Consider the following 26,137-nt stretch of genomic DNA (forward strand, 5'->3'; position numbering starts at 1 on the left):
CAGTAACAGGCACTAATGCCCGCTTTTACTATTAGATATTAGGCTATTAGCATGACAGACTGATCGCGAAATATATAGCTTAAACCTTCATTTTATCCGACCGGCAAATCACTGCAGAATAAAACTAATTTAAGTTACATATTTATCGAGTTTTTCCATAGCTTTTGCCAGATCAGCAGGCTAGAATCAGCCTCTTATTTTTCGTAAATTATTCAGACGCAGTTAGACAGAATCTATGATCCCAGCGCAACGCATCATTAAAACCATTAGTGAGCATTGGCGAATTATCGAGGTTTTAGTTGAGCGCTATTCAGGGTTGAGCTTTAGCTTACAGGATGTGCAAAACTTAATTTCTCGCCAGCATCCAGATTGGTTAGGTGATAAGGTTTTTAATGAGGCCTACAAGCTGGTCAATATGGAAATATTGATCCCTCAAGCTAAATCATCACATTTACAGCTTAATCAGGCTGTTCTCGAATTTTCCCAGTATTTATTGCACGAACAGCAATTGGGTTTAGCCGAAGAAATCCATGTATTAATTGATAATTTAAAACGTCTATCAACTAAGCTCGAACTGAGCATAAATGCTAAGGATTTAGACGACACTCGTCGTTATTGTCGTCAGATGGACGATAGAGTCCGTAAAATTATTAAACAGTTTGATGGTAACGAAAGAGCCATTCAAAACATTGTCGATCAAGCCAAAGCTGATTTAACTAATCTGTCGCTTGAAAAGCGATACAAAGCTGTTATTGAAGCCTTTGATGAATATATAGAGCCAATGCTCGAGATGATTGATATCAATGGTGGCGTTAAACAAACCTTTGATGATGTTGAGCTTATTTTATCTAACGCGGTCACCAGTATCGAACGAACGGGTGTATTGTCGAGTGAAAAAGAAATACTGATTCAACTGCGCAGCCGTATTTTAGAAATGTACGGAATTAGCTTAGCCAGTTTACGTCGATGTGCTGATGTCTTAATGCCGTTAAGAGAAGAGTTGCGCAAAAATACCTTATTAACGCAGCAAGTTGCAGAAGTATTATCGCAGATGCGGAAAAAGGGTGTTGATAACACGTTGACTGAACACTCGCCGCATTTATCAAGTGATTACCAAAAGAGCTCTCTCGGTACTGCTAACCAAATTACTGCCTATATGGCAGAGTTAGTTGATTACCAAGATGAGCAAATGGAAATGCCAGATATTGCTGATACTGTTGCACAATTGCCTGCAGCACTGCCAGATTTTGATGTTGTGGTACACCAAACGCGTGCCAGATTAAAATCAGCTAAGCGAATCAATAATATGTTGAGTTGGTTGAGTGACAGTTACCAAGAGGTCGCTGCTGATGAAGTGCTTTATATTTATCAAAAATTAGCGAACTCCGGTGAAGTAGCGATTAATACCAGCGAAAAACCCGAAACACTGCAATTAAAAGGTGCTACTGTCACCTTGTACCCATACCAAGCCGCTGCTCTGGATAGCGCATCATCCGACAAAAAATAAAAGACAGATTTATGCAAATTAATTTATCAGAACTGACTTATTTACAAGACATCAATAAGAAGCTGGTCGGTGGTTACCATATCAGTGAGCAAGATGTGCAATTATGGCAACAACTCGATCAATATCAGGATGAATACACGTCGTTATTTGCATCATTAGGTTATCGATTAAAGCACGATGTACGTGGTTTTTTCTTTATCGATGCCGACGATAGTACTGTCAATATGGGTAAAATTTCACGGGCATTTGCCGTTACCGTGTACACCTTGATTGAGTACTTTGCAGATAGCGGTTTAGACCCATTACGCGCTTTGTTTGAAAAAGTGGTCACAGAAGATGTGATGCAAAATCTAGTACAAAACCAATATCACCTATTTGAACAATTAGAGATCACCAGTGCCGCTGAATTAAAGCGCGATGTGTTTAATCGCATGCTGCGTAATGGCTTTGCCATAGAAACGATTTCAACGGATAGCGAAACAGAAGGTCAGGCAGGATTTAAGTTACTCGCACCTGTTTATCGCTATTTAGATGCACTGGATCAAATTAAACCACAAGAAGAGTTAGAACAAACGGACGATCAACTAAGTGATTTAGTTGATAGCGCTGCACAGGAGCAAAATGATGAGTAATGACTTACCAACAGAATTATATGGTTTAACTCGTCTTGCGCTTTTAAACACCGCAGGTTACGCCAAATGTGAAATCCCGTTAGACGATGCTGCTTCTATTTGCGCGCCAAACAACACAGGTAAATCATCCGTTATCAATGCCTTACAGTTCCCTTTGATCAACGATTTACGCATGACAGAGTGGGATGGTCACGATTTAGATGAAACCAAACGTTTTTACTTTGGTACTGACCAATCCTACATCTTACTTGAAGCTGAACTTGCAGATGGACCTGTGGTGATTGGTGTGGCCGGTCGCGGCAAAATTGCCGGTTACGCTTATCAATTTTTCACATACAAGGGCAAGTTATCGTTAGATGACTACCTAGTGGATAACAAAATTGTTAAGTACACGAGCCTGTCACGCCACCTAGTTGATTTAGGTTATCACCCAATTGAATTAAAAGCGGCGGAGTTAAATTCGCTATTAACGGGTGGAGCAACTCAGTACGATATGGATATCAGCTTAAAGATGATCCCATTAAACAATGCAACTGATGCGCCTATCTATAAAGAAATTTTCCGCAAGATCTTAAACTTACACAAATTGAGCTCAAGCGATGTTAAACGCTTTATCTTGCGGGTGTTTGAGCGTCATATGTCTAATTCAAAAGTCGATTTCTTTAATATTTGGAATCAAGCATTTGATAAAGTGAATCGCGCCCGAAAAGAACTGCGCGCTCTTGAGCAGCAAAAAGAAGCCATTGCAGCACTAGAGAGTATGCTCGATAACAGAGCGGTACTGCGCGGTAAGATCAACGCCTATTTACCTAAGTTAGAATTAGCCCTGACAGAGTGGGATGACTATTACTCAGGTCGTTGTGAAGAAATCAGTGAAGAGCTGACGGCAATTATTGAAGAGCACAATACCCACACTGAAAAGCGTCACCTGTATCAAAGCCAGTTAACGCAAATCGCTACACAAAAGGCGGAGTTAGACGCATGGTTTGCTAATTTTGCTCAGTTAGAGCAAAGCTATCAACTGACAAACCAAGCGACGCTCGCGCAGAATTTACAGCAACAAAAAGCGCGTTATGAAAATTTAACGCATTCATTAAAAGGTGCGGAAGGCAAAGACTTAGCCAGTATCCAGCGTCGTAAGTCGTTCACTGAACGCGACCTACGTCGGATGAAACTGCAGTTTAAAAACCTTGAATACAACTTGTATTCTCATTTATGTGAAGAGTTATCATTAAACGAAGTACGTGAATTATCTCGCCTATTTAACCCAGATTTATTGTCACTATCGACAACAAGCACGGGCGAAGTGCAGATTACCGACGAAAATGCCTTTGCAGAGCAAATCGATAAGCTATCTAGCTTAATCTCTGGTGGTAAATTACACCTTAATGGTGCGGTGATTGACCTTAAGAGTTTAGAGCCAGCACAAGTACCTGGCGGAGAAGATAAAGCACAGCTTAAATCGCAACTTGATGACTTAAAGCTACAGCTTGAAGAACTCAAAGAGTTAGAGCTCGTTGCCGAAGATCTGGAAGGTAAAAAAGCTGAGCAAGCAGACCTTTATCAAGACGTACTGGCTGCTGAACAAGATCTAAAGCAGTTTGAACGTTACCAGCAAATGTCTGATTTGTTGGAAGAAAAAGAGTTATTACAAGAAAACTTAGCGATTGAAGATCAGGGTTTACAAGAAAAGCTCGACAGCTTGCAAGCTCGAGGTCAAAGCTTGACGGACAAACGCTCAACACTCAATGCTCAGCTAGAACAGCTCAAGCGTCGTGCTGAACGTTTGCAACGCATCAAAGAAGAGCGCCAAGACCATCAGTTATCGTTATTTGAAGGTCGCATTACACCTTACCCATTAGATGTATTAATTGATCTGGATAACCTAGAAGACGAATTAGACGGTTTCAACAAAACGGTTCGCGAGCTTGGTGCGATTGAAATGAACATCAAAAATACTTACTTAGTGATCACTAAGGCGGGTATTACCAAGTTCGAGATCGAAGAAGACGAAGAAGTGCGCTACAGCAAATTAATTGCCGCTTATCACCACATTGATGATGAAAAAGAAGCAATTGAGCGTCAGGCGCGTGTTGCGCTAACGGAAGTGGCGGCAACAATCAAAGGTCTGCGCCAAGATTTAGATCGTTTGAAGCGTGAGATGTACGAGTTTAATAAGAACATCTGGCGTAAACCGATTTCGAACTTAAAGTCTTTCACCATCGAAGTGGTAGAGCGCGATACGTTAGTGCAGCACATTGACACCATTATCAATACATCAAGTGCGTATGATGTCGGTGAAAGCTTTGATTTACTTGCAGGTGCACAAGATGCCAAATCGGATATTGAAGTTAACCTTGCCAAAGATTACTTAGTGAAATCAGCCAGTGAACGCGGTGGCCTGAGTTTATCTGATTTATTCGATATTCGCTTTAAGGTGATTAACCGCGAAGAGAAGGTTGAATACTACGATAAAATCGATTCTGCCGGTTCAAACGGTACGCGTATTACCATTAAGTTATTGTGTGGCATGATGTTTATTCGTCACTTATTGGTTGAAAAAGAGCGCGGTCTGTATCGCATTCCTATTTATATCGATGAGGCGGCTGATATTGATCCAAGTAACCAATCTGCACTGATCGAAACCGCTTTAGATTTTGGTTTTGTGCCGATTTTTGCCTCTGTTAAACCACAAACGACGTGTCGCTATATAGTACCTATACGCACAACTAAAGACGGTACAACGAACTGGGTTGATCAAAAAGACTGGATTCAAGTCACACAAACTGAGATGGCGATCTAACGCCATACGCGTTTTTCATTTTACAAAAGGCTCCATTTGGAGCCTTTTTTATTGCGTGTAGATCGCGATAACAAACAAAATTAAAGGGTCTTTATAGTACGTGAGTATTCACTTTTGTGGTTTTAAAAGACTCGTTTTTTGGTGACGATCGATTGCTTAAAAAGATATTAACAAAAATTCACTTGATAATTTTTAAATGCGTATGATAATAATTATCATTTAATTTATTGGGAAGTTAAGCTATAACTTCCTAGGAAATTCTTGGCTTTTTTATCGTCTTTTTTGAGCTACACCATGCTGATAGATATTTACTTTAAAATCCATGTTGCTATCAATAGAGGTGACCGATGCTAACTCATTCGGTTGCTATTCAAACACAAGCAACGAGACAAATTCTGAGATACAAGCGGTTGCTATTGCCAATTATGTTGGCGTGTTTGCTGATCAATACTGACAGCCGAGATGTGACGTTAGCTGTGTTATCGGATGCTTTTTGGCAAGTTGCAGTATTTGTTGCTTTAACGCTCGCTTTTTACCAGTACCTTAGTTTGAAAGTGATACGTTGGGTGCCTTTAGATCAGAGCTTGTCTGAAAAAGCAAAAATCACTGCTGCTAGTGTAATGGGGTGTTTACCCGGCTGTGGTGGTGCCATTGTTGTGATCACTCAGTTTGTCCAGGGTAAAACCAGTTTTGCTGCCGTTGTCAGTGTGCTGATTGCGACAATGGGTGATGCGGCATTTTTACTGATTGCCAGAGAGCCATTAACAGGCTTGCAGGTGACGGTTGCGTCTTTTATGGTCGCTGTATTATCGGGCTTAGTAGTCAATAAAATTCATCGACCAGACTTCTTACAAGTCGAGCCAAAGCCGGTTAATAAAGCTCATACGCATAAACCTACACCGTCTAAATTGCTGCGCCTACAGGGATTATTTTGGCGTGTTATTCTTGCCCCAACCGCTGTGGTTAGCCTGTTGATTGCATTTCAATTCGAAGTGAATCACTTATTGGGTTTGCAACAAGGTGCGATTGAACTAATAGGCGCATTATTGGCTATGGTCACTGTGCTGTTATGGGCGATGACAAGAGATGTCTGTAACTATGAAACCTTGGTATCGGAAGATCCTAAAACAACGAAAAAGCTGTTTCAAAAAGTAGCACTTGATACGCAGTTTGTTGTCAGCTGGGTGGTTGTCGCATTTTTGATATTTGAACTGACGATGTTGTATTCGGGCATTGATCTTGCCCAAATGATATCGGGTTGGGGGGCGTTTACGCCCCTTTTTGCAATTTTGCTTGGTATGTTGCCCGGTTGTGGGCCACAGATTTTAGTCACCAGTATGTATTTATCTGGCACGCTGCCACTATCAGCTCAGCTTGGTAATGCCATTAGCAACGATGGCGATGCGTTGTTTCCGGCCATTGTTTTAGCACCCAAAGCGGCTTTGTTAGCCACTTTGTATTCTACCGTCCCTGCGTTTTTATTAGCCTACGGCTACTATTTTATTTTTGAGTGAATATTAAATAGCAAGGTCAAACATTGGGGCACGCTTGGCAGCTTGCAAGAGTGGTAATTTTCTTGTTTTGGTACATGCGCTTATCGGCTACATCGAGCAAGGTATCTAAGTCTTTGCCATCTTGATCATAGTAAGCAAAGCCTATTGATGCAGACACGCTCAGCTGCCTATTTTGATAGAGTACAGGTTGTTCTATGATGTGGTTGAGTTTTAGTAAGAAGCTCTGTTGTTCGGTTTTTTCTTGCAGTAATAAAACAAACTCATCACCACCAACCCGAGCGATAATATCGGTTTTTCTCAAATGCGCTTTTAATCGACTCGAGACCATTTTTAATACTTCATCACCTGCATGGTGACCAAACTCATCATTGATCGGCTTAAAGTTATTTAAGTCGATATAAACCAAACTAAAACTGATATTTCGACGCTCTGCTTGAGCTTTAAACCAATTGTATTTATCCCAGAGTAAATGGCGATTAGCACATTGGGTGAGTTGATCAAACATGGCGAGCTGTTGCAGCTTCTCTGCTTGGGTTATTTGCTCGGTTACATCGCGTATTTCACCAATAAATTCTTTACCTGAGCTGAGCTCCAATTTATTTACCGTCACTTGTACTTTCAGCTTGGTGCCATCTTTGTGCACTGCGGTTAAAAAGTTATCTTTTTTACCTATAAACTTTTCAACGCCAGTATCGAGATAGTTTTTAATATATTGGTCATGCACTTGTTCGTATTCATCAGGCATCAATAAACTGATGTTTTGGCCAAACAACTCTTGTTGGCTATAACCAAATAACTCAACAGTGGCACAATTTGCCGACAGGATTTGCCCTTTAGTGTTAATGCGAATAAGCGAGTTAGACAGGGTAGATAAAGTAACCGCGTTAATTTCTTCTTGAATAGATAGCGCTTGATGCACGGTTTTACTTTTTCTATAAGCCAGTCGAGTTTCCATTTGTGCCATGACTTGATTGGCTAAACGCTTGAGTAAGTCTTTTTGACAATCATCCAATTCACGCGGTTTAAAGTCTAATACACACAAGGTGCCTAAGTTATAGCCGTCTAAGGTTGTCAGAGTTTCGGCCGCGTAAAAACGCAGACCAAAATCGCTGGCAACCAGTGGGTTAGTCAAGGTTCTTGGGTCAATAGCTGCATCTTCAACGATGTAAGAGCCACTTCGCATAATGGCCGAAGCACAAAGCCCTGGACGGCGTTCTAGCTCTTTAGTATCTATACCGTATTTTGCTTTGAACCAGATGCGGTCGTGATCAACTAGGCTGACAATTGCGATAGGGGTATTTAATAAATGAGCGGCGACATAAACAATATCATCAAATGTACCGTCTTCGGGTGTATCTAAAATTTTGTGACTATAAAGGGCTGCTAATCGAGCGTCTTCACTATCGCTTTCGATTTCCATCAATGATTCCAACGTAAAACAAGTCTAAAGTGGCTTGCCTGTTACTTACCCAATAAGCTCAAATCTAGGATCGCAAACCTTAATGATATTAATTGTAGTTAAACATTAAGACTTTGTGGGAATTGATACCGAGCAGCAATTTGAGCCTAAATGTCAGATTCAACGCGATTGCGGCCATTTTCTTTGGCTTGATAAAGCAAATGATCAGCTTTACTCATTAAACTTTCTTCACTGTCACCCGGTTGATAAACACTCATACCAAAACTGGCGGTCACCATACCTGCTTCTTTGAAACTAGCGCCAGCTATGCTCTGGCGCAATTGCTCACAATATTGATGAGCGTGCTCAGGGCGATAATTTTTTAGGAGCAAAACAAATTCTTCGCCCCCCCAGCGCCCTAAAAACGCATGTTCATTTGCTTGGCTACGCAAAATATCAGCAAACTGTTTAAGTACTTTATCACCTGTTAAATGGCCATAATTGTCATTAACTGCCTTAAAGTGGTCTATGTCTGCAACAACAGCGGCTAACGTTATTTCCCCTGTTTCTGCTTGTTTAATGGTTTGGGCAAGATATTCATCGCACCGTTTGCGATTATTGAGCTTAGTTAATTGGTCTGTAATTGCGGCATGCGCAATTTCTTTATAGCTCGCTTCGAGTTTGTCTTGTAAGCGGTTGAACCAAAATACTAAGTAGCGAATTTCGTCATTACTGCGTCTTTGTACTCGTTTACTAAAATCGGGTTTACCTGACGCTAATGCTTTTATCCGTTCGGTTAGTGCTATTAAGCTATTGCGAGTAGAAATAGACAGATACAAGCTAGAAAAAATGGTCAGTAACAATAAACCTATAGCTAAACCTCCGCCTTGTACGACTACTTTTTCTTGAGCAATGTAATCGGCTTCGACTTCCTCATAAAAGCGGCTTTCTGTTTGCTCGGCCATGTCTTTTAAGCCTTGATCAATTTGGATATGCAGATGTTTGATCAGTTGAGCTGATTCTTGATGCGTATGCAAGTCGGCTTGTTGTGCCAAATCTTGTTTGACAATTTCTTCGACGGTATAAGTATAGGTTTCCAGCCAAGCCTGAATATCGATCAGGCGATTATTATCGACAATATTTTTGTGGTGCTGCAAGATATCGATATTTTTTAGGATTTGTTGATGGGCATCTTTTGCTTGATACAGCCATTCAGGCTCATCTGCCGTGATCGCATCTTTGTATAGATTACGCATCTGCTTAAACAAAAAGATATTCTCTTTGGCTATAGTCAAAAGTGGAACATAAGTAGAACGGTAGGCTTTTAAGTCTTCAATACTAGCTTGTTTATTGGTTGCATCAATCGTGACACCAATCAAAATGATTAAGCTAATAATGGGCGTAAGCAACATCTTTTGAAATATAGTCATTGACCCCTGACCAACACTATTGAAATACCTAAACTTATTGTACGAAATACCAATTAAGTTTCTGAGAAGTTTTGTATATAAAGTGTAAGGCTAGTTTGGCTTTTGTGCTAAATCTGCTGTGTTAATCTCTGTTTTAGGAGTTAACGTGGGTGTACTATTCAATTGACTCTGATGCGCTTTGCCAATTCATTTGCTTGTAACTGCTTTTGAGCATTAAGCGTTAAAATTCCATTATTAAAAGTGGCATGCATATGCTCCACGTCTATATTGTCACCTAAATACATGTGGCGCATATATTGTCTAGCACCTGTTTTTTCGCCGTTTCCGCCCGTTGCTAATTGCAGGACTCCATCTTCAAAATAAGCTCGATTTCACCCTTTTCCACATCGGGTAAATGAGCCGTTAAAGCGATTGTCTTGTCATCTTGATACATTTCAACATCCGCTAATCGCGCATTGTCATTACCTAGCATTAATAAATTAGCGCTAAAAAACTGATCAAATACATCATCAAAATCAAAAGTGTTGTCAATTAACGTGACCATGATGCTATCTCTACTTAACGTTTCTTTACTTTAAGTATTGATTAAAACCTGAACATTTCTTTGTGTTGGATCAAGCTTTGGTTAATTGGGTAAAATAGCTGAAGTCAGCTTAGTGTTTTTAGCGCGTAAAATGGAACTATCTACAACGGAATGAAGTTTAAAAATGAATATTTGGAAGCTATTTAAATTTTTTACATTCGGGAATTTGTCATTAATTTCCTTAGTAGCGGGCTTGGGGTGGTACTTTTTAAAAGGTAATCCGGATCCAGTTGCTGACATCGCACCTTACAAGAAGGTATTTAGGGATTTCGAAGTACTTTATACATATGGAATGAGGCAAAATCTAACTTGGACGAGTGAAAGTACATTGCTTTTGCCTGTTACCGGGCCTAATGACATAAAAGGTATCTTTGAGATGGATCTTATATCGGGAGATTATCAGCAACTTGTCGAAACGAGCATGGATGCACTTTTTCATTATTGTTTAGTGGATAAAGAGTTAACCTTTTATATTAAACGGGGCACTTATCGAATCTTGCAAAACTCTCCGCGTTTTGAAATTAAAGTTGACGAAAAATATGTCAATGAGCGTCAGCATAGATATAAAAATGGCCGATTTTCTAATCATTCATGTGAGAAGATAAAAGCTGTTGGTGAAGATAAAATCCAATATGCACTGAAAGTTGAAGATGGTTATTTAACGGCTTCTCGCCACCAACCCGGGCAAGAGAAAAGACACTCTCTTGTAAATTCAGCGACTGGAAAAGAGATGGTTTTACCACCGGCGTTCAGTCAAGGTGCTGTCATGCCAAAATATAGTAAGCACTCTGATACTTATTATGGCTATTACATTTTTGAAGGTAATTGCTCAGGATATTGGACCTTACCTAGAAATGATTGGCAGTTTGATTATTTTAAGCATTGTGATGTTCCATGGGGTAGCAAAGGTATTGATTACCACTTAACTAAAGCGGGTTGGTTCATAACACGTGCGGGTTACCGTAAATCATCGCAATCTGCATGGTTCAAGAGTAACAAACTCTGGGAGATAGAATATGGAGAAGTTCAAAAAATAAGTGTTTCTCCTGATGGTTGTAAAGTGGCTTATGCACATAATGCCCCAATGAAAACCAGTACCAGCCATTTCAGAATGACAAAAGATTTTGAGCTTGTCATTTTTGATGCCTGCGCCTTTATTAAGCAATATCAAGACAATTAGCGCTTGCTAAGTCTCATCACCACAAGCTCTTTATTCAGCTCGCTATAGCGTTTATAGCGCGATTCAATACCTAGCGGTAAATCGGCTCGGGTAGAGCTAGTAAAGCCTAGGGTTTGGTACCAAGCGGTCAGTTTTTGATACGGGAAGGTATAAAGGGTTTTATCGGCGTTATCGCTTTGCCAGTTGCGACAAGCTGTGGTGACGAGCTTACTGGCAATACCTTGTTGTCTGAAATTTGGGTCGACAAATACTCCTAGTAGTAAAGCACTGTTAGGCTCATCAAATAGCGGCTGAATACGAAGCGCGGCAATAATCTGCTGTTTGTGTTCAGTTAACCAAATACACTCGCCCTTTTTCGCTTGGCCTTTAGCTTGTTGCTTATAAAACTGGTTAATGGTTTTTATTTCAGCTTTGTCGGCTTGGCGTATGTTCATAGTTTGCATAGTGAATAAAAAAGAAGCGGCATAAGCCGCTTCTTTTTTATTATTTACGTCTGATACGCAAGGCAATGGCAAATGCCATCAGCAGGCTTAACCAAGTGGTTGAACCACCACCGCCGCCACCACCGCCGCTAGTGTCACCGCCTGAATTATCTTCAGTTGGGATCTGTTGCCAGTTAATTGAGAAATCCACTTCGATCAGGTTCTCTTCAGGGTTGTGATCGTAAATTGAGTTATCTTCCACTATCCAGCTTAAGCCATTAGCTAAGGCTAAGTTATTATCGCTATTGTCTAATGTTACCCAACCGCCGGTGCTCAACTGAGCGTGGATCGTACCAATAGTTCCACCTGATAAACGGTATGGATCAGCAGAAATAGTGGTCGATGATAAGTTTTTATCAAAGTTATAAATCGACATGCGAACCGATTCGAATTCTTCTCCTACCACAGATTTACTTTGTAGTGATGTGAATTGACCTTTGCTGGTATCAAAGTTCATTTGAATATCTTGATTCGGCTCGTTTAATAAGTCGAGATCGTTATCCGCAACAACCAAAGTGAACTGACGTGTACCCGTGACGGTGCCTGTGCGGTTAGTGTAAGTCACACTGAAGTTGAATGTGCCTTCTTCTTCTGGTGGACCTACGATATGACCAATTTCATCACTTAAACGCAAACTATTAGGTAAGTTACCTGTTGATAAACTAAACGAGATATCTTCATCTGTATTGGTTTGCAGGCGAATGTTTATAAAGTCGTAATCAAGCGGGACTTGTGCTAATTCTTTGGTTAACCAAGCACCAGCGAAAATTTCACCATTGGGAGCAACGGCATCTGAGTACTCAGATAACTCTTCTTCTACATCGCCAGTTGTTGGGTCGATATAGTTGTAAGCGGCTAATAAACGATATTGCAGCACTTCGTAATCAGGTACGCTTTCATCAAAATAGATGTTAGTAGTGCTGTTAACTGAATCGAGCTGCGTCCACGTACCATCTATATTGCGTTCAACTATGTAGGTTTCGGCTAAGTTACTGCTGCTCCAAGATATAGCGAAGCCTGAGCCATTTTCTTCAACGGTGATATTTGTCGGTGTTTCAGGTTGCTCTGCTACCCAGCTGACTAAGCGGTTAGAATCACTGTTGGTCCCTTTAGCTACATAGTAACCCGGGCGACTTGCTGCGAAGTCTAGTGTGATTAAGTTATCTGAAATAATGTTAAAGGATACGTCGTAACTGATCACATCGCCTGTGGTAAAGGCTACGTATTCGACTTGCTCGGTTTGTGATAAACCAAAGCCTTCAAGTTGAGTCTCGCTATCGGCGGCAAAGTTAAATAAGTTAAGGCGATTATCTGAAACTGAGTATAAATCGCTTAGGTTTAACGTACCGGCCGATTTAGACAACCATTCACTACCACTGTCATTGCGGTTAGTGTTGATTAATTGGCTCCTTACTTCAGCTGCGCTGAGCTCTGGGTTAATGCTCCACAATAAAGCAGCAGCTCCTGCAACCATAGGCGCAGACATTGATGTACCTGTTTGCTCTATGTAGTTATTGTTGCGCCACGTGCTGAAAATACCTGTGCCCGGGGCTGAAATATCTAGCGTTTGTGCACCAAAGTTACTGTTTTCATTGCGTTCAAAGTTATTATCGACATTGGCAACGGCCATGGTGTTATCTAACAGTGGGCTATAGCTAGCAGGGTAGATAGGATCTTTATCGATATCTTTGCCATTGTTACCCGCTGCTACTACAAATAATACATCGTGCTCTTGTTCAGCCGCTCGCATTGTAGCAAGTAGTGATGGGCTAGATTGGTTAAACACCAAAGATAATACGATCACACGTGCGCCTTGTGCCGCCGCGTAATCAATACCTTGCTGTATCGTTGATAAGTTACCAGTACCCGAATCTCTTAATACCTTGATCGGCATTAATTGGGCATTCCAACACACACCCGATACACCGTTAAAGTTGTTACCTTTAGCAGCAACAATACCGCTTACGTGCGTGCCATGACCGTTATCGTCATCAGGCATATTGGTGTTGTTAACAAAATCCCAGCCTTGGATATCATCAATTAAGCCATTGTTATCGTCATCAATACCATTGTCTAACTCGGCTGAGTTGACCCAGATGTTTTCTACTAGGTCGGTGTGATCTAAATCGATACCTGAATCTAATACCGCTACCTTGGTTAAGTTACAGCTGCTGTTGGTATCCCAAGCTTGTTCTGAGTTGATAAGCGTGTGGTGCTCTTGAGATGAAAACAGTGGGTCGTCAGGTTGAATACTCTGACTGGCTTGCTGTTCTTTTTCGATGGTTTTAATCGCTTCGAGCTTTCTCAGTAAAAACTTCACCTTGTCAGCACTATAGGCTGTTGGGAATGTGACTTTAACAGGTTTGATCGTTCGCTTAGAAAAAGGAGAGAGGTTGAGTAAGTGAACTTCGATTTCGTCGTTGAGAGAAAGTAAGTCATCTGGAATATCAGCAATTGATTGATCCCACTGCACGATGAGCGTCTGTACCTGAACTAATTGCTTAGTTTGTAAGTCATCGGCATGACTGATTTGAATATTTGCAAGACCCAACGATAGTAAAATGGCTTGCAAGCTTGCTTTTAGTGACATGTTATTTACTCATTTTTTCTTGTTATTGCATCACGCATTTGAGTAATGACTTGCTGGTAGTTTGGCGCATTAAAAATGGCTGAACCGGCAACAAATAATTTCGCGCCCGCTTGGGCTATACTGGCTATATTATCGACTTTTACGCCGCCATCAACCGCAATAAAGGTATTTAAACCTTGTTTTTCGATCATTTCAGCGAGTTTACTGATTTTATTCAGGCTTGACTCGATAAAGCTTTGTCCACCAAACCCAGGGTTGACTGACATAATCAGTACAAAATCAAGTTCAGGAAGTATTTCATCTAATACGTTAAGCGGGGTTGCAGGGTTTAATACTAAGCCCGCCTTAATACCTTTACTTTTGATGAGTTGCAGTGAGCGGTGAATGTGTTTAGACGCTTCTGGATGGAAACTGATATAGCTGGCGCCCGCATCAGCAAATTGGTTAATTAAGTCGTCGACGGGTTCGACCATTAAGTGAACATCAAACTCGGCTTTAATACCGTAATCTTTCAATGCTTTTAGGATGGCAGGGCCAAAGGTTAAATTCGGCACGTAGTGATTGTCCATCACATCAAAATGCACCACATCTGCACCGGCAGCGAGTACTTTATCGACGTCTTCCCCTAAGCGAGCAAGATCAGCAGAAAGAATAGATGGAGCAATTATAATGTCGTTGGCCATGGCTTTAACCTTAGTTTGATTGCAGTTTGCATCAGAGCTAGCGGGTTAAATTTATCAGGCAAGGCTTTAGCTAAGCAAGTAAAAAGTCGAAACCTTTCAATTGCTCATTGGCTTTTAGTTGGCAAATAGCTGGTACACGTGATAACCCCAAACGAGGACAACCATCAATAAACTTAGCGCGACAGCAGCCGAGCCCATATCTTTAGCTTGGCCAGCTAACTTGTGGTGTTCTAGGCTGATACGATCAACCGTGGCCTCAATTGCTGAATTGAGTAATTCAACAATTAACACTAAAAGTAACGTAGAAAAAAGTAGTAAAAATTGACCGAAACTGTCACTGGTAAAAATGGCAATTGGCGTAAGGATTGCCGCGAGTGTTAGCTCTTGTCTGAATGCAGCTTCTTGTTGCCAAGCAGAGCGCAAACCTTTGACTGAGCAGTAGCCTGCTTTGATGATACGGTTAAGGCCTTGTCCATTGGGCTTTACGATTTCCGACATTTTCTCATTCATATCCTAAACTTAAGCTCTAGTAAGATTACCTTTTGTCTTTGACAATAGCTACAAGCAATTAATGACAATTTAATTAAGCTAGTTAAATAACGCTAGTTTTAGGAAACAGGTTTAATCATATGACCCAAACACAACTAGAAGCTTTATATAGCCTGCATATTCAGGAACTACAAAGTCGAACTCGCCAAGTGTTACAACGCGAACAATTAGATGCGTTAGTGATTCACTCTGGCCAAGCTAAACGTGTGTTTTTGGACGATATGGATTACCCGTTTAAAGTGAATCCTCACTTTAAACATTGGTTACCTGTAACCGAGGTGCCAAATTCTTGGTTAGTGGTTAACGGTGAAGACAAGCCTAAACTAATTTACTACCAACCGAATGACTTTTGGCACAAAGTGATTGAATTGCGCGATGAATTTTGGCTTGAACACTTTGATATACAAATTTTGACGCAAGCTAATGAGGTTGAGCAGCATTTACCGCGTGTATTAACTGACTATGCCTACATAGGTGAACACCTAGGAGTGGCCAAAGCGTTAGGATTTGAGCAAGTGAATCCTGAAGCGGTATTAAACTACCTACATTATCACCGCGCTTATAAGACAGACTATGAGCACGAATGTTTGCGCCGCTCGACTGAAAAAGCGGTCAAAGGGCACATTGCGGCCAAGCAAGCATTTTTAGCTGGGCGTACTGAATTTGAGATCAACCAAGCCTATTTGAATGCGTGTTTGCACGATGAAAACCAAGTGCCTTACACCAATATCATTGCATTAAACGAAAATGCCGCCATCTTGCACTACATGGTTCGTGATAACCAAGCGCCAAAAGAGCTGCGTTCTTTTTTAATTGACGCTGGTGCTAGTTACAATGGTTATGCCAGTGACATCACCCGTACCTATTCACTGAAAGATGATGCTTTTGCTGATTTAGTGAAGGTGATGGACGATGTGCAACAAAAGTTAGTTAAAGGCCTTAAACCACAGCTTAAATACGGCGATTTACACGTGCAATGTCACCTTGAACTAGCACACGTATTAGAAGAGTTTGGTATTATCAATATTGGTGCAGAGCAGGCGGTAGAAAAACAAATTACCCGTACTTTCTTCCCACATGGATTAGGTCATCATTTAGGGTTACAAGTACATGATGTCGGCGGCTTTATGGCAGATGTTCGCGGAACACACGTAGAGCCACCAAAAGATCATCCTTATTTAAGAACGACACGTGAAGTTGAAGTAGGGCAAGTCTTTACTATCGAACCAGGTTTGTATTTTATTGACTCTTTACTGGCCGAGTTAAAAGATTCCTCGGCGGGCAAATACGTAAATTGGAATAAAGTAGACGCCTTTAAGCCTTATGGCGGTATTCGCATTGAAGATAATGTCATTGTGCATCACACACACAACGAAAATATGACGCGTAATGCCGGGTTAGATTAATAACCTCAATGAATGAAACCAGCCGAGCTAGATAGCTCGGCTTTTTTTATTTTTGCCGTTAGAAAAACACCATATCATCGCTTTCTTCAGTTAAGTCTTTTTCTTCTGTAATGGCGGCTAAGTCATTGGCCAGCTCGTTCAGTAGATGTATGCCTTTGTCGTCAATATCAGCGGCTAAATGTTGGCGTACTTGGGTTAACATCGCTTGCATATGATTGAGCTTTTCAATTTCTTCTAATCGAATATCAACAGCTTCCACTGCGTAATGAAATCAATCGATAAGTGAACCTCGGCTATAGCTGTCTTTGGGCATGTTTTTAACGATGAGTTCGGCTTGTTTGTAGCGAAAATAACTCGAGTTACCGAATGATTGTACATTAGGACCATTAGCATTGAGTTCGTTAAACAGTTCGAGCTCCATTTCGCAAATAGCTTCGTTATGAGCTTTAAAGTGATATTCGGTGCCATCCGTTAACGTAAAACGCGCAATGTAATTGAGGTGCCAGCTTTGCATTAACGATGCTAAGTGGCGTTCAATTTTATCGATGTTATTTAGGTTTAAGCACTGACGGTAAAAGTGTACTAATGCATTGTGATCGAGTTGCGAACGCACACTTTGGTCTAAGTGTTTTTTGGATTCAGCTTGTGCACTTTTTAAAGCCAACAGCCTATCGGCTTGGTAGTTAAATAAACTATCGAGTTTGATTTTTAATGCGTCTTGTTTGATGTTCTTCTGGATATAATTTTCTGCCCCTGCTTCAAAAGCACGTAAGCGCCACTCTAAGTCACTTTCACCCGTGATTAAGACAGTAATGCTATCTGTTTTTTGTGGGGTATTAATGGTGCGGCAAAATTCAATACTATGGCCATCAGGTAAATATAAATCGAGCAAGTAGATATCAAAGCGCTCTTTTTCGATTACTTGAGCCACCTCACTCAAGGTTTTACACCAAGTGAATTCTGCTTTGTTTTGGCTGATGCTAAGCATCAAGTTGGCGTAGGTGGGGTTGTCTTCAATCAAGAGTGCTTTGAGTTTATTCGTGAACGGGCCATTGGTCGATAAAGGTTTGGTAAAGATATATTCGTCTTGTTGGCAAAAAAATGTTCATTAATCAGTATGAGAAACCAAGGCTCAAATGCAATTAATCCATGGGTTTTCATGGAGCATTTGCCGCTTTACAGGCAAAATAGTGAACAAAATCAGTTAGAAAAATAATAAAGAAAATTATGTCGAGTTCTCAGCCCACAAAGCCTATTACGCAAAATGCATTTGATGCGATTTTACCTAAAGCAATGTCTAAAAAAGCGCAAAGTGTAGGTGTGACCAAAGCTAACACCCCTTGGCCAACGGCGTTAATTTTAGCCATGACCGCAGGTGGCTTTATTGGTTTAGGTTTTATCTTTTATATCGTGGTAACCACTGGGACGAGTGAACTTCCTTTTGGTATCACTAAATTACTCGGTGGCGTGGTTTTTAGTTTAGGCCTTATTTTGGTAGGTATTTGTGGCGGTGACTTGTTCACATCCAGTGTATTAACCGTTGTTGCTAAGGCGAGCAAAAAAATCACTTGGCAGCAGCTATTTAACAATTGGACTGTGGTTTATTTAGGTAATTTTATCGGTGCTATGTTGCTGGTTTTGTTGGTATTAATGGCGCAGCAATACTGGTTAGCTAATGGCGCTGTCGGGCTTAACTACCTAAGTACTGCGAGCAACAAACTCAATTATGATTTTAGCCAAGCGGTAGCCCTCGGGATTTTGTGTAACTTTATGGTTTGTCTCGCTGTATGGATGACTTTTAGTGCCCGCAGTGTGGTGGATAAAGTAGTGGTGATTGTGCCACCTATAAGTATGTTTGTAGCCTGTGGTTTTGAGCACTGCATTGCCAACATGTTTTTAATCCCGCTCGCTATTTTTATTAAAGATATCGCGCCCGCTGAATTTTGGCTGCAAATCGGTTTTACCGCCAATGACTTTGCCCACCTAACCTGGAGCAACTTCGCCATCGATAACCTGATCCCCGTCACCCTAGGCAACATTATCGGAGGAGGTTTGTTTGTTGGCCTGACTTATTGGTTGGTGTATTTGCGGGAAGAACCAATAGGTTCAAGCAAAGCTTGAATAAGCAGAAACCAGACACTAGGAACTTTGTTTCGACCCACATATTTAAAATTATCGTCACCACCGCGCAGGCGGTGGTCGGTTATAAGCACTAGATACCCATTTAAACTAAACCGATTCCTGCCTTTGCAGGAAGGTCGATCCTAAATAACCTTCGTTTTTAAAAACTACGCCTTATCGGCTTTAATATTAAATTTTTCTTACGTCCAATGTCACGGATATGGGCGGGATGTTTACTCATGCAAAGGCCTTTAATCAAGATATTGGACGTTGGGATGTATCCAGTGTTGATATGAGTCAAATGTTTATTGTTGCTGAGAGCTTTAATCATGATATTTCACAATGGGACGTATCTAATGTTACGAATATGGAAGGTATGTTTAACTCTGCAAATCGCTTTGATTATTACGATGAAATATTAATCGCGTGGAGCGAGTTGGACTTACAAAATGATGTTCAATTAGGGGCTTATATTTTAAAGTATTCATCCGAAGCTGAAGATGCACGTAGTATATTAATTAATAATTTCGGCTGGATTATTAAAGATAGTGGGAAAAAGAATCAACCGCCAACCGTCGTTAATTAAATTGTTTTCCAAGCTGTCATAGCAATTTCAATTTTAAAATATATATTTATCACCACCACCCCGCAGGCGGTGGTCGGTTTTAAATAAAAACCGGTTCCAGCCTTCGCAGGAAGGACGAACTGGGATCGTTTAAATTAATCTTTTCACAGGAATGATGTATTGAGTTTATATCAGATTGAAAACAGCCTGCAGAGCAAAAGCAAAGTCGAATAGCCTTCGCTTTTAGCACTAAAGCTTTATCGGCTCGCCTAAATCAAATAATTGATATTCTTGTGGTGCCATTTTGTACCAATCTTCGTTGGTGGTTAATGGCTTAGTGGCTATGACGGTGACGATATCATTGGGGGTGGTTTCTTGTTGGAAATCCACTGTCATTTCAACATCACTTAAACTGGCGACACCAAATGGTGCGCGGCGGGTTAACCAGTGTAAGTTATTACTGCAATGCGCAAATAGATAACGGCCATCGGCTAAAAAGAAGTTCGCTACGCCCATTTCATGTAAAGTTGGTGCTAGTTTGGCGACCAAGCGAAATAGCGTTTTTCTATCTTGCGGCGGTTTATTTGGGTATTTGGCTTTAATTTGCGACATTAACCAACAAAACGCGTGTTCGCTGTCGGTGGTACCCACTGGTTGGAAATGATCGGTTGTTAGCTTTTTCACCCCTTTTAGCTGACCGTTATGGGCAAAAGTCCAGTTTTGGCCCCACATCTCACGGCTAAAAGGGTGGGTGTTTTCAAGGCTGACACGACCGCGATTGGCTTGCCTGATATGACTAATGACACAAACACTTTTTATCGGGTAGCTTTGAATAAGCTTGGCAATTTCTGATTCACAGCTTGGCAGTGCATCTTTAAAAGTACGACTACCTTTACCTTCGTAAAAAGTAACACCAAAACCGTCTTTATGTGGTGCGGTTTGACCACCGCGAACCATTAAGCCAGAAAAGCTAAAACAAATATCAGTCGGCACATTGGCGCTCATTCCTAATAATTCACACATGTTTTAGCGTCTCCTGCTTTAGCTTAATGTTACTGATTGAGCATAGGTTTTAAGAATCGGGCAGTATGCGAACCGCAATCTGCTTCAACCAAATCTTCCAGCGAGCCACTAAATAAGATCTGACCACCACCTGCACCGCCTTCTGGGCCTAAGTCGACGATCCAGTCTGTGGTTTTCACTACATCTAAGTTGTGCTCGATAATGACTATGGTATTGCCGTGATCGCGCAGGCGATGTAATACTTTTAGTAGTTGCTCAATATCATGGAAATGTAGACCAGTGGTTGGCTCATCCAAAATATAAAGGGTTGAGCCGGTATCGCGTTTAGATAATTCACGCGCCAGTTTTACCCTTTGTGCTTCACCACCCGATAGTGTGGTGGCCGCTTGCCCTAAACGAATATAAGACAAGCCCACATCCATTAAGGTTTGTAATTTACGGGCGATAGCTGGTACAGCATCGAAAAATTCGCGGGCATCTTCAACCGTTAAGTCTAAGACTTCGTGAATGCTCTTGCCTTTGTATTTGATTTCCAGCGTTTCGCGGTTGTAGCGTTTGCCTTTACAAACATCACATGGCACGTAAACATCAGGTAAGAAGTGCATTTCTACTTTGATCACACCATCGCCCTGACACGCCTCACAACGACCGCCTTTAACGTTAAAGCTAAAGCGACCCGGCTTGTAACCACGAGAACGCGCTTCTTGCGTACCTGCAAATAGCTCACGTACTGGTGTGAAAATACCAGTGTAAGTGGCAGGGTTCGATCTTGGAGTACGACCAATTGGGCTTTGATCAATATCGACCACTTTATCTAAGTGTTCTAAACCTGTGATCTTTTTATACGGTGCTGGTTCGTTACTTTCAGCGCGGTTTAATTGGCGCTGGGCAATGGAATAAAGTGTGTCGTTAATTAAAGTCGATTTACCTGAGCCTGAAACACCGGTAATACATGTCATTAAACCTAAAGGAATATCTAGGTTAACGTCTTTTAAGTTGTTGCCCGTGGCGCCTTCTAGTTTCAACCAATTTTCACCTGGTTGATTGCGCTCTTTGGGTACTTCAATCAAACGTCGGCCTGATAAATACTGACCTGTTAGTGAATCTTCCGATTTTAAGATATCGTCAATAGTACCTTGGGCGACAATTTCACCGCCGTGCACACCAGCACCAGGGCCGATATCAAGCACATAGTCGGCACAGCGAATAGCATCTTCATCGTGCTCGACCACGATCACTGTGTTACCCAAATCTCTTAGATGGGTGAGAGTAGCGAGTAATCTTTCGTTATCTCTTTGGTGTAAGCCAATTGATGGTTCATCGAGTACGTACATGACACCGACTAAACCGGCGCCAATTTGACTGGCTAGACGAATACGCTGGGCTTCACCGCCTGATAGCGTATCGGCGCTGCGCTCTAGTGATAAATAGTTCAAACCGACATTGACTAAAAAGCCTAAGCGATCATTGATTTCTTTTAAGATCTTCTCGGCAATCTGTGCACGCTGGCCTTCAAGTTCTAGATTGCTGAAAAACTCAAGCGATTCAGCAATTGATGTTCTGGTTACCGCAGGTAAGTTCGTTTGGCCAATAAATACATGGCGGGCTTCTTCGCGCAGACGCGAGCCACCACATGATTTACATGGTGCTGTGTTGATCAGTTTACTTAGCTCTTCTCGTACCGCTGATGATTCCGTCTCTTTGTATCGACGGTTCATGTTAGGGATAACACCTTCAAACACATGGTTGCGTTTGATGACATCACCTCTGTCGTTCATGTAGCTAAAGTCGAGTTTAGTGCGACCACTGCCGTACAACACGACTTGTTGGCATTCTTCTGGGATATCTTGCCAAGGCGCATTGACGTCAAAACCGTAATGTTCGGCAACGGTTTTTAACATAGCAAAGTAGTAGTAAGAGCGCTTATCCCAACCTTTGATTGCACCACCTGAAAGGCTGAGCTCTGGGTTTAGGATAATTTTGTCTGGGTCAAAAAATTGTTCTACACCTAAGCCATCACAGGTTTGACAAGCACCCGATGGGTTGTTGAACGAGAACATACGTGGCTCGATTTCTGCCATGCTGTAACCACAATGCGGGCAAGAAAAATTCGCCGAAAAGACCACTTCGTCTTTTTCTGGTTCATCCATCCAAGCAATTTTTGCTACGCCATTAGCGAGCTCTAATGCCGCTTCAAATGATTCAGCCAAACGTTGTTGTAGGTCATCACGCACTTTGAAGCGGTCGACAACCACTTCGATAGTGTGTTTTTTGTGTAAGTCGAGCTGAGGAGGATCACTTAAGTCGCATACTTCTCCATCAATACGCGCACGAATAAAACCTTGAGCGGCCAAGTTATCAAGTGTTTTTACGTGCTCACCTTTTCTATCTTGCACCACTGGTGCAAGTAGCATTAACTTTTCGCCTTCAGGCATAGCTAATACCTGATCGACCATTTGACTGATAGTCTGTGCGGCTAGCGGTACATCATGGGTAGGGCATCTAGGTTCACCGACACGGGCGAAAAGCAGCCTTAAATAGTCGTAGATCTCAGTGATCGTACCTACGGTTGATCTCGGGTTGTGAGATGTTGATTTTTGTTCAATTGAGATCGCAGGCGACAAACCTTCGATGTGATCAACATCTGGTTTTTCCATTAGGGATAAGAATTGACGCGCATAAGCAGATAGCGACTCTACATAGCGACGTTGCCCTTCGGCGTATAAGGTATCAAATGCGAGCGATGATTTACCGGAACCGGATAAACCCGTAATGACGATAAGCTCATCACGCGGCAGTTCTAAATTGATATTTTTTAGATTATGAGTGCGAGCACCCCTAACTGAGATCTTATCCATTGGCCTACTTATTCTTGAAAATGCGACCTGCAAGTATCGCATTTCTATCAAAAGAAAACAGACAAAGTTTACGTTTATTTTTTATCTTATAAATAAGCCTTCTAATAATGTTGGCTATTGTCTATCTTTGTTTGCTAATATTGCGTTTTGTAATATTTAAGTTGTATTTGTGGAGCTGATGTAAAAAAGATGGATGCGATTAAAACGGTAGCGCTGGGGTTTGGTACTATTAATCTGCTGAAAGAGAATTTAGCTGAAGTCATCATTGATGAAGGCGTCGAGATGGACCTGGCAATGGTCAATCAATATCACCAAGCTTTACTAACCAATTTAACCCCGCCTTTTGATATTGTTATCAATAAGTTAAATGCTTATACCTACACTTTTGAAGCCCAACTTGAGCTGGGTACGCTGGCTGAAATTGACCGTCTAGCTGTCATTACCTACAACAGTATTGCAAAAGTTTCGACTGAAAACTTAGCCAAATTTCCTCGAAACAAAGCCTGGAATGTCGAATTTTTTTCCGACCGCCAAGATGCGATAGATTGGTTGATCGCCTAGCTACATTATTTTCTGTCAAATAATTCTAATTCATTATTTGTTCAAAGCACTGCTCTGTAGTGCTTTGTTGTTGATTTCTGATACAATTCGACCCCATAAAAATGAGCCAATTATCAGGAACGTCAGTGTCTAACCAGCTTAATGCTTTTGAGAAAAAAATAGCCGCCACTTTAGCCAGCGTATTCGGTTTACGTATGTTAGGCCTATTTATGGTTATGCCGGTTGTGGCTGTTTTTGGTCAAGACTTAGAAGGCTTCTCTCCGATTTGGATTGGTATCATTGTCGGCGCTTATGGCCTCACGCAAGCACTTCTGCAAATCCCCATGGGCTTGCTTTCCGATAAAATTGGCCGCAAGCCCGTTATTTTACTCGGCTTGAGCTTATTTGCGTTAGGCTCAATTATAGCTGCCAATGCTGACCATGTTATTTGGGTAACTGTAGGCCGCTTTTTACAGGGTACAGGTGCAATTGCTGCCGCGGTATTGGCACTTGCTGCTGATTTAACTCGAGAAGAGCAGCGCTCTAAAGTTATGGCAATCATAGGTATGTGTATAGGTTTATCTTTTGCTATCGCTATGGTTGCGGGCCCACTGATTGCCAATAAATTGGGTTTAAGCGGTATTTTTGCGGTTACTGCTGTGCTGGCTTGTATTGGTATTGCGATTGTCGCTATCGCTATACCGAATACGGTTAACAAAGCTAAACAACGCGATGCTATTCCTATCCCTTCGCAATTAAAACAGTTAGCTAAACACAGTCAGCTGGGTAAGTTAAATCTAGGTGTATTCTTTTTGCACTTACAACTGACTGCGCTTTTTGTCATTTTACCTGGGTTACTTGTGCAATCGGGTATGGCATCACAAAGTCACTGGATGCTTTATTTCCCAGCATTGATTATGTCTTTCATTATCATGGCGCCGGCGTTGATGTGGGCGGTAAAAAACAATAAAGAAGTGACTATCTTCAAGTTAGCAATTGCTGTGATGGCATTAAGCTTAATAACCGTTGCTATTTTTCCTAATGCCCTAGGAATTTTATTAGCCACATTGGTGTTGTTTTTTGCTGGCTTTAACTACTTAGAAGCTAATTTACCTGCCTGGGTCAGTCGTATTGCTCCTGCTGGGCAAAAAGGTTCAGCAATGGGCTTATTCTCTACTCACCAGTTTGCAGGTGCCTTTGCAGGTGGTCTTGTTGGCGGTGTGTTATTGCAAATGTTTTCTGCACCTATAGCGTTAGCTGCCACTGCTTGTTTAGCTTTACCATGGTTTTTCTTGATGAAAGGGCTTGTTTTACCTCGCAAGACCAAGCCTAGAGTTGTCAGCTTTAAAGCGACAGATGTGGATGTCGATACATTAGCCAATAACTTTACTCAGATTAGCGGAGTAGAGGAAGCCGTTATCTTTGTTGAAGACCAAAAAGCGTATCTAAAAATAGACCCAAAATGTTTTGAAGAAAGTGATTTAACTGAATTCTTAAAGCAGCATAAACTGGTATAAATCGCTGTACTAAGTTATAAATGTAAACAAAATATGCGTTAAGTTTGATCAAAGTTGAATTTTTTTTCATACAAAAAGATCAAAGAAAACAAATTTTTAGATCAAAATTCAAACTTTTTATGTAAAAACTTTGTGATAATTATTGTTACGTATGTAAAGTTGTGTTTAAATGTTTCTCATTGGAGCAGATAATAAAAACAAAAAGTGCTCTAAAAAGAACCACAACAATAACAACAAAGTGGTATCCAGCATGACTGGATAATTATAAGAAGAAAAATAAATAATAATAAGAAGAAGATAATAAACTTCACTAACAATAATAATAAAGAAAATATTTAAAGCTAGAAGCTGACTATTTAGAAAATATACGGCAAACGTGCAATAAAAATAACAATAAGCTAGTCTCACGTTTGTCCTTTTCTTTCCCCTCTCTACACAAACTTAACAATCCTTTTGTTTACCCTATAACTGCTTGTGGTTAAAATAGCGCCCTTTAAAATTCTCACGCGAAATTATGACTGATATAAAAGCCGATCATCAACTTGATGCGATGGGACTGCGTTGTCCTGAACCTGTAATGCAAATCCGCAAGAAAGTGCGTGAGATAGCAGACGGTGAAACCTTACTGATTAAGGCTGATGACCCTTCAACGACTCGAGATATTCCAAGCTTTTGTCAGTTTATGGATCACACCTTATTAAAAGCAGAAACTGACGCTAAACCTTATTTCTATTTGATCAAAAAAGGTAAATAAA

At 41.1% G+C, this 26,137-nt stretch carries 23 protein-coding genes; 11 read left to right on the plus strand and 12 right to left on the minus strand.

All coding sequences use genetic code 11. The annotated features are described in order from the left end of the window. The first annotated feature begins 235 nt into the window (after positions 1 to 235). From HR060_RS10350 to HR060_RS10365, 4 genes are all read left to right on the plus strand, one after another. A complete protein-coding gene (locus tag HR060_RS10350) occupies positions 236 to 1,507 on the plus strand; it encodes a hypothetical protein (protein WP_174200224.1) in 1,272 nt (423 codons plus the stop codon). Between the two features lie 11 nt (positions 1,508 to 1,518). After that, positions 1,519 to 2,139 carry a condensin complex protein MksE gene (locus HR060_RS10355; RefSeq protein ID WP_174200225.1) on the plus strand — a complete coding sequence of 207 codons (621 nt, stop codon included), beginning with the start codon at positions 1,519 to 1,521 and terminating at the stop codon, positions 2,137 to 2,139. Then, a complete protein-coding gene (locus HR060_RS10360) occupies positions 2,132 to 4,942 on the plus strand; it encodes an AAA family ATPase (RefSeq protein ID WP_174200258.1) in 2,811 nt (936 codons plus the stop codon). Before HR060_RS10355 ends, HR060_RS10360 begins: the two co-directional genes overlap by 8 nt. Before the next feature lie 347 nt (positions 4,943 to 5,289). After that, positions 5,290 to 6,456: a putative manganese transporter gene (locus HR060_RS10365; protein WP_174200226.1), complete on the plus strand. Its 1,167-nt coding sequence runs from the start codon at positions 5,290 to 5,292 to the stop codon at positions 6,454 to 6,456. 16 nt (positions 6,457 to 6,472) lie between these two features. On the opposite strand, the gene HR060_RS10370 is transcribed toward HR060_RS10365, so the two are convergent. The 4 genes from HR060_RS10370 to HR060_RS10385 form a co-directional block, all read right to left on the minus strand. Then, positions 6,473 to 7,876, minus strand: a complete 1,404-nt coding sequence (locus HR060_RS10370) for a sensor domain-containing diguanylate cyclase (protein WP_174200227.1) — start codon at positions 7,874 to 7,876, stop codon at positions 6,473 to 6,475. A gap of 146 nt (positions 7,877 to 8,022) precedes the next feature. After that, positions 8,023 to 9,285, minus strand: a complete 1,263-nt coding sequence (locus HR060_RS10375) for a GGDEF domain-containing protein (RefSeq protein ID WP_174200228.1) — start codon at positions 9,283 to 9,285, stop codon at positions 8,023 to 8,025. A 158-nt stretch (positions 9,286 to 9,443) separates the two neighbouring features. Then, positions 9,444 to 9,578, minus strand: a complete 135-nt coding sequence (locus HR060_RS10380) for an Hsp20 family protein (protein ID WP_174200229.1) — start codon at positions 9,576 to 9,578, stop codon at positions 9,444 to 9,446. Between the two features lie 41 nt (positions 9,579 to 9,619). Further along, positions 9,620 to 9,829 carry a hypothetical protein gene (locus tag HR060_RS10385; RefSeq protein WP_174200230.1) on the minus strand — a complete coding sequence of 70 codons (210 nt, stop codon included), beginning with the start codon at positions 9,827 to 9,829 and terminating at the stop codon, positions 9,620 to 9,622. A gap of 163 nt (positions 9,830 to 9,992) precedes the next feature. Between HR060_RS10385 and HR060_RS10390 the strand changes: the two genes are divergently transcribed. After that, positions 9,993 to 11,048, plus strand: a complete 1,056-nt coding sequence (locus HR060_RS10390; RefSeq protein WP_174200231.1) for a hypothetical protein — start codon at positions 9,993 to 9,995, stop codon at positions 11,046 to 11,048. Here the strand turns inward: HR060_RS10390 and HR060_RS10395 are convergent. The 4 genes from HR060_RS10395 to HR060_RS10410 form a co-directional block, all read right to left on the minus strand. Continuing rightward, on the minus strand, positions 11,045 to 11,557 hold the full coding sequence (locus tag HR060_RS10395) for a GNAT family N-acetyltransferase (protein WP_174200232.1): 513 nt from the start codon (positions 11,555 to 11,557) through the stop codon (positions 11,045 to 11,047). The genes HR060_RS10390 and HR060_RS10395 overlap by 4 nt on opposite strands. After that, positions 11,532 to 14,120, minus strand: coding sequence for a S8 family serine peptidase (locus HR060_RS10400; protein ID WP_174200233.1), 2,589 nt, complete (start codon positions 14,118 to 14,120; stop codon positions 11,532 to 11,534). Before HR060_RS10400 ends, HR060_RS10395 begins: the two co-directional genes overlap by 26 nt. A gap of 5 nt (positions 14,121 to 14,125) precedes the next feature. Next, positions 14,126 to 14,803: a ribulose-phosphate 3-epimerase gene (rpe, locus tag HR060_RS10405; protein ID WP_174200234.1), complete on the minus strand. Its 678-nt coding sequence runs from the start codon at positions 14,801 to 14,803 to the stop codon at positions 14,126 to 14,128. A 114-nt stretch (positions 14,804 to 14,917) separates the two neighbouring features. Beyond that, entirely contained in the window at positions 14,918 to 15,301 is a 384-nt protein-coding gene (locus HR060_RS10410) for a diacylglycerol kinase (RefSeq protein ID WP_174200235.1), read from the minus strand. Between the two features lie 131 nt (positions 15,302 to 15,432). On the opposite strand from HR060_RS10410, the gene pepQ reads away from it, so the two are divergent. After that, positions 15,433 to 16,758: a Xaa-Pro dipeptidase gene (pepQ, locus tag HR060_RS10415; RefSeq protein WP_174200236.1), complete on the plus strand. Its 1,326-nt coding sequence runs from the start codon at positions 15,433 to 15,435 to the stop codon at positions 16,756 to 16,758. Positions 16,759 to 16,816: 58 nt separating this feature from the next. Here pepQ and HR060_RS10420 read toward each other — a convergent pair whose 3' ends face one another. Both HR060_RS10420 and HR060_RS10425 read right to left on the minus strand, forming a co-directional pair. Beyond that, positions 16,817 to 17,017: a hypothetical protein gene (locus tag HR060_RS10420; protein ID WP_174200237.1), complete on the minus strand. Its 201-nt coding sequence runs from the start codon at positions 17,015 to 17,017 to the stop codon at positions 16,817 to 16,819. Positions 17,018 to 17,029: 12 nt separating this feature from the next. Continuing rightward, positions 17,030 to 17,779: a response regulator gene (locus HR060_RS10425; RefSeq protein ID WP_281362607.1), complete on the minus strand. Its 750-nt coding sequence runs from the start codon at positions 17,777 to 17,779 to the stop codon at positions 17,030 to 17,032. 206 nt (positions 17,780 to 17,985) lie between these two features. Between HR060_RS10425 and focA the strand changes: the two genes are divergently transcribed. Together focA and HR060_RS10435 are read left to right on the plus strand one after the other, a co-directional pair. After that, positions 17,986 to 18,879 carry a formate transporter FocA gene (focA, locus tag HR060_RS10430; RefSeq protein ID WP_174200239.1) on the plus strand — a complete coding sequence of 298 codons (894 nt, stop codon included), beginning with the start codon at positions 17,986 to 17,988 and terminating at the stop codon, positions 18,877 to 18,879. Positions 18,880 to 19,072: 193 nt separating this feature from the next. Then, on the plus strand, positions 19,073 to 19,465 hold the full coding sequence (locus tag HR060_RS10435; protein ID WP_343044207.1) for a BspA family leucine-rich repeat surface protein: 393 nt from the start codon (positions 19,073 to 19,075) through the stop codon (positions 19,463 to 19,465). Positions 19,466 to 19,693: 228 nt separating this feature from the next. Here the strand turns inward: HR060_RS10435 and HR060_RS10440 are convergent, their stop codons facing one another. Further along, positions 19,694 to 20,467, minus strand: a complete 774-nt coding sequence (locus tag HR060_RS10440; protein ID WP_174200241.1) for a class II glutamine amidotransferase — start codon at positions 20,465 to 20,467, stop codon at positions 19,694 to 19,696. A gap of 29 nt (positions 20,468 to 20,496) precedes the next feature. Continuing rightward, entirely contained in the window at positions 20,497 to 23,325 is a 2,829-nt protein-coding gene (gene uvrA, locus HR060_RS10445) for an excinuclease ABC subunit UvrA (RefSeq protein WP_174200242.1), read from the minus strand. A gap of 189 nt (positions 23,326 to 23,514) precedes the next feature. Between uvrA and HR060_RS10450 the strand changes: the two genes are divergently transcribed. From HR060_RS10450 to tusA, 3 genes are all read left to right on the plus strand, one after another. Further along, the gene (locus HR060_RS10450) at positions 23,515 to 23,886 is read left to right on the plus strand and encodes a hypothetical protein (RefSeq protein WP_174200243.1); all 372 of its coding nucleotides are present in this window, start codon (positions 23,515 to 23,517) and stop codon (positions 23,884 to 23,886) included. 125 nt (positions 23,887 to 24,011) lie between these two features. Next, complete coding sequence (locus HR060_RS10455) at positions 24,012 to 25,382, plus strand: MFS transporter (protein WP_343044206.1); 1,371 nt, start codon at positions 24,012 to 24,014, stop codon at positions 25,380 to 25,382. 514 nt (positions 25,383 to 25,896) lie between these two features. Next, complete coding sequence (gene tusA, locus HR060_RS10460; RefSeq protein WP_174200245.1) at positions 25,897 to 26,136, plus strand: sulfurtransferase TusA; 240 nt, start codon at positions 25,897 to 25,899, stop codon at positions 26,134 to 26,136. Position 26,137: the final 1 nt, after the last annotated feature.

Source organism: Marinifaba aquimaris, from assembly GCF_013328345.1.
GTDB classification, from domain to species: domain Bacteria; phylum Pseudomonadota; class Gammaproteobacteria; order Enterobacterales; family Alteromonadaceae; genus Marinifaba; species Marinifaba aquimaris.

What these genes read in the sequence shown, in the direction of transcription:
- HR060_RS10370 (WP_174200227.1), bottom strand. Translation starts at nt 7,876, where the DNA reads ATGGAAATCGAAAGCGATAGTGAAGACGCTCGATTAGCAGCCCTTTAT.
- HR060_RS10365 (WP_174200226.1), top strand. Translation starts at nt 5,290, where the DNA reads ATGCTAACTCATTCGGTTGCTATTCAAACACAAGCAACGAGACAAATT.
- HR060_RS10380 (WP_174200229.1), bottom strand. Translation starts at nt 9,578, where the DNA reads ATGCGCCACATGTATTTAGGTGACAATATAGACGTGGAGCATATGCAT.
- HR060_RS10350 (WP_174200224.1), top strand. Translation starts at nt 236, where the DNA reads ATGATCCCAGCGCAACGCATCATTAAAACCATTAGTGAGCATTGGCGA.
- HR060_RS10375 (WP_174200228.1), bottom strand. Translation starts at nt 9,285, where the DNA reads ATGACTATATTTCAAAAGATGTTGCTTACGCCCATTATTAGCTTAATC.
- HR060_RS10440 (WP_174200241.1), bottom strand. Translation starts at nt 20,467, where the DNA reads ATGTGTGAATTATTAGGAATGAGCGCCAATGTGCCGACTGATATTTGT.
- HR060_RS10400 (WP_174200233.1), bottom strand. Translation starts at nt 14,120, where the DNA reads ATGTCACTAAAAGCAAGCTTGCAAGCCATTTTACTATCGTTGGGTCTT.
- HR060_RS10360 (WP_174200258.1), top strand. Translation starts at nt 2,132, where the DNA reads ATGAGTAATGACTTACCAACAGAATTATATGGTTTAACTCGTCTTGCG.
- tusA (WP_174200245.1), top strand. Translation starts at nt 25,897, where the DNA reads ATGACTGATATAAAAGCCGATCATCAACTTGATGCGATGGGACTGCGT.
- HR060_RS10410 (WP_174200235.1), bottom strand. Translation starts at nt 15,301, where the DNA reads ATGTCGGAAATCGTAAAGCCCAATGGACAAGGCCTTAACCGTATCATC.
- HR060_RS10385 (WP_174200230.1), bottom strand. Translation starts at nt 9,829, where the DNA reads ATGGTCACGTTAATTGACAACACTTTTGATTTTGATGATGTATTTGAT.
- rpe (WP_174200234.1), bottom strand. Translation starts at nt 14,803, where the DNA reads ATGGCCAACGACATTATAATTGCTCCATCTATTCTTTCTGCTGATCTT.
- focA (WP_174200239.1), top strand. Translation starts at nt 17,986, where the DNA reads ATGTCGAGTTCTCAGCCCACAAAGCCTATTACGCAAAATGCATTTGAT.
- pepQ (WP_174200236.1), top strand. Translation starts at nt 15,433, where the DNA reads ATGACCCAAACACAACTAGAAGCTTTATATAGCCTGCATATTCAGGAA.
- HR060_RS10355 (WP_174200225.1), top strand. Translation starts at nt 1,519, where the DNA reads ATGCAAATTAATTTATCAGAACTGACTTATTTACAAGACATCAATAAG.
- HR060_RS10450 (WP_174200243.1), top strand. Translation starts at nt 23,515, where the DNA reads ATGGATGCGATTAAAACGGTAGCGCTGGGGTTTGGTACTATTAATCTG.
- HR060_RS10390 (WP_174200231.1), top strand. Translation starts at nt 9,993, where the DNA reads ATGAATATTTGGAAGCTATTTAAATTTTTTACATTCGGGAATTTGTCA.
- uvrA (WP_174200242.1), bottom strand. Translation starts at nt 23,325, where the DNA reads ATGGATAAGATCTCAGTTAGGGGTGCTCGCACTCATAATCTAAAAAAT.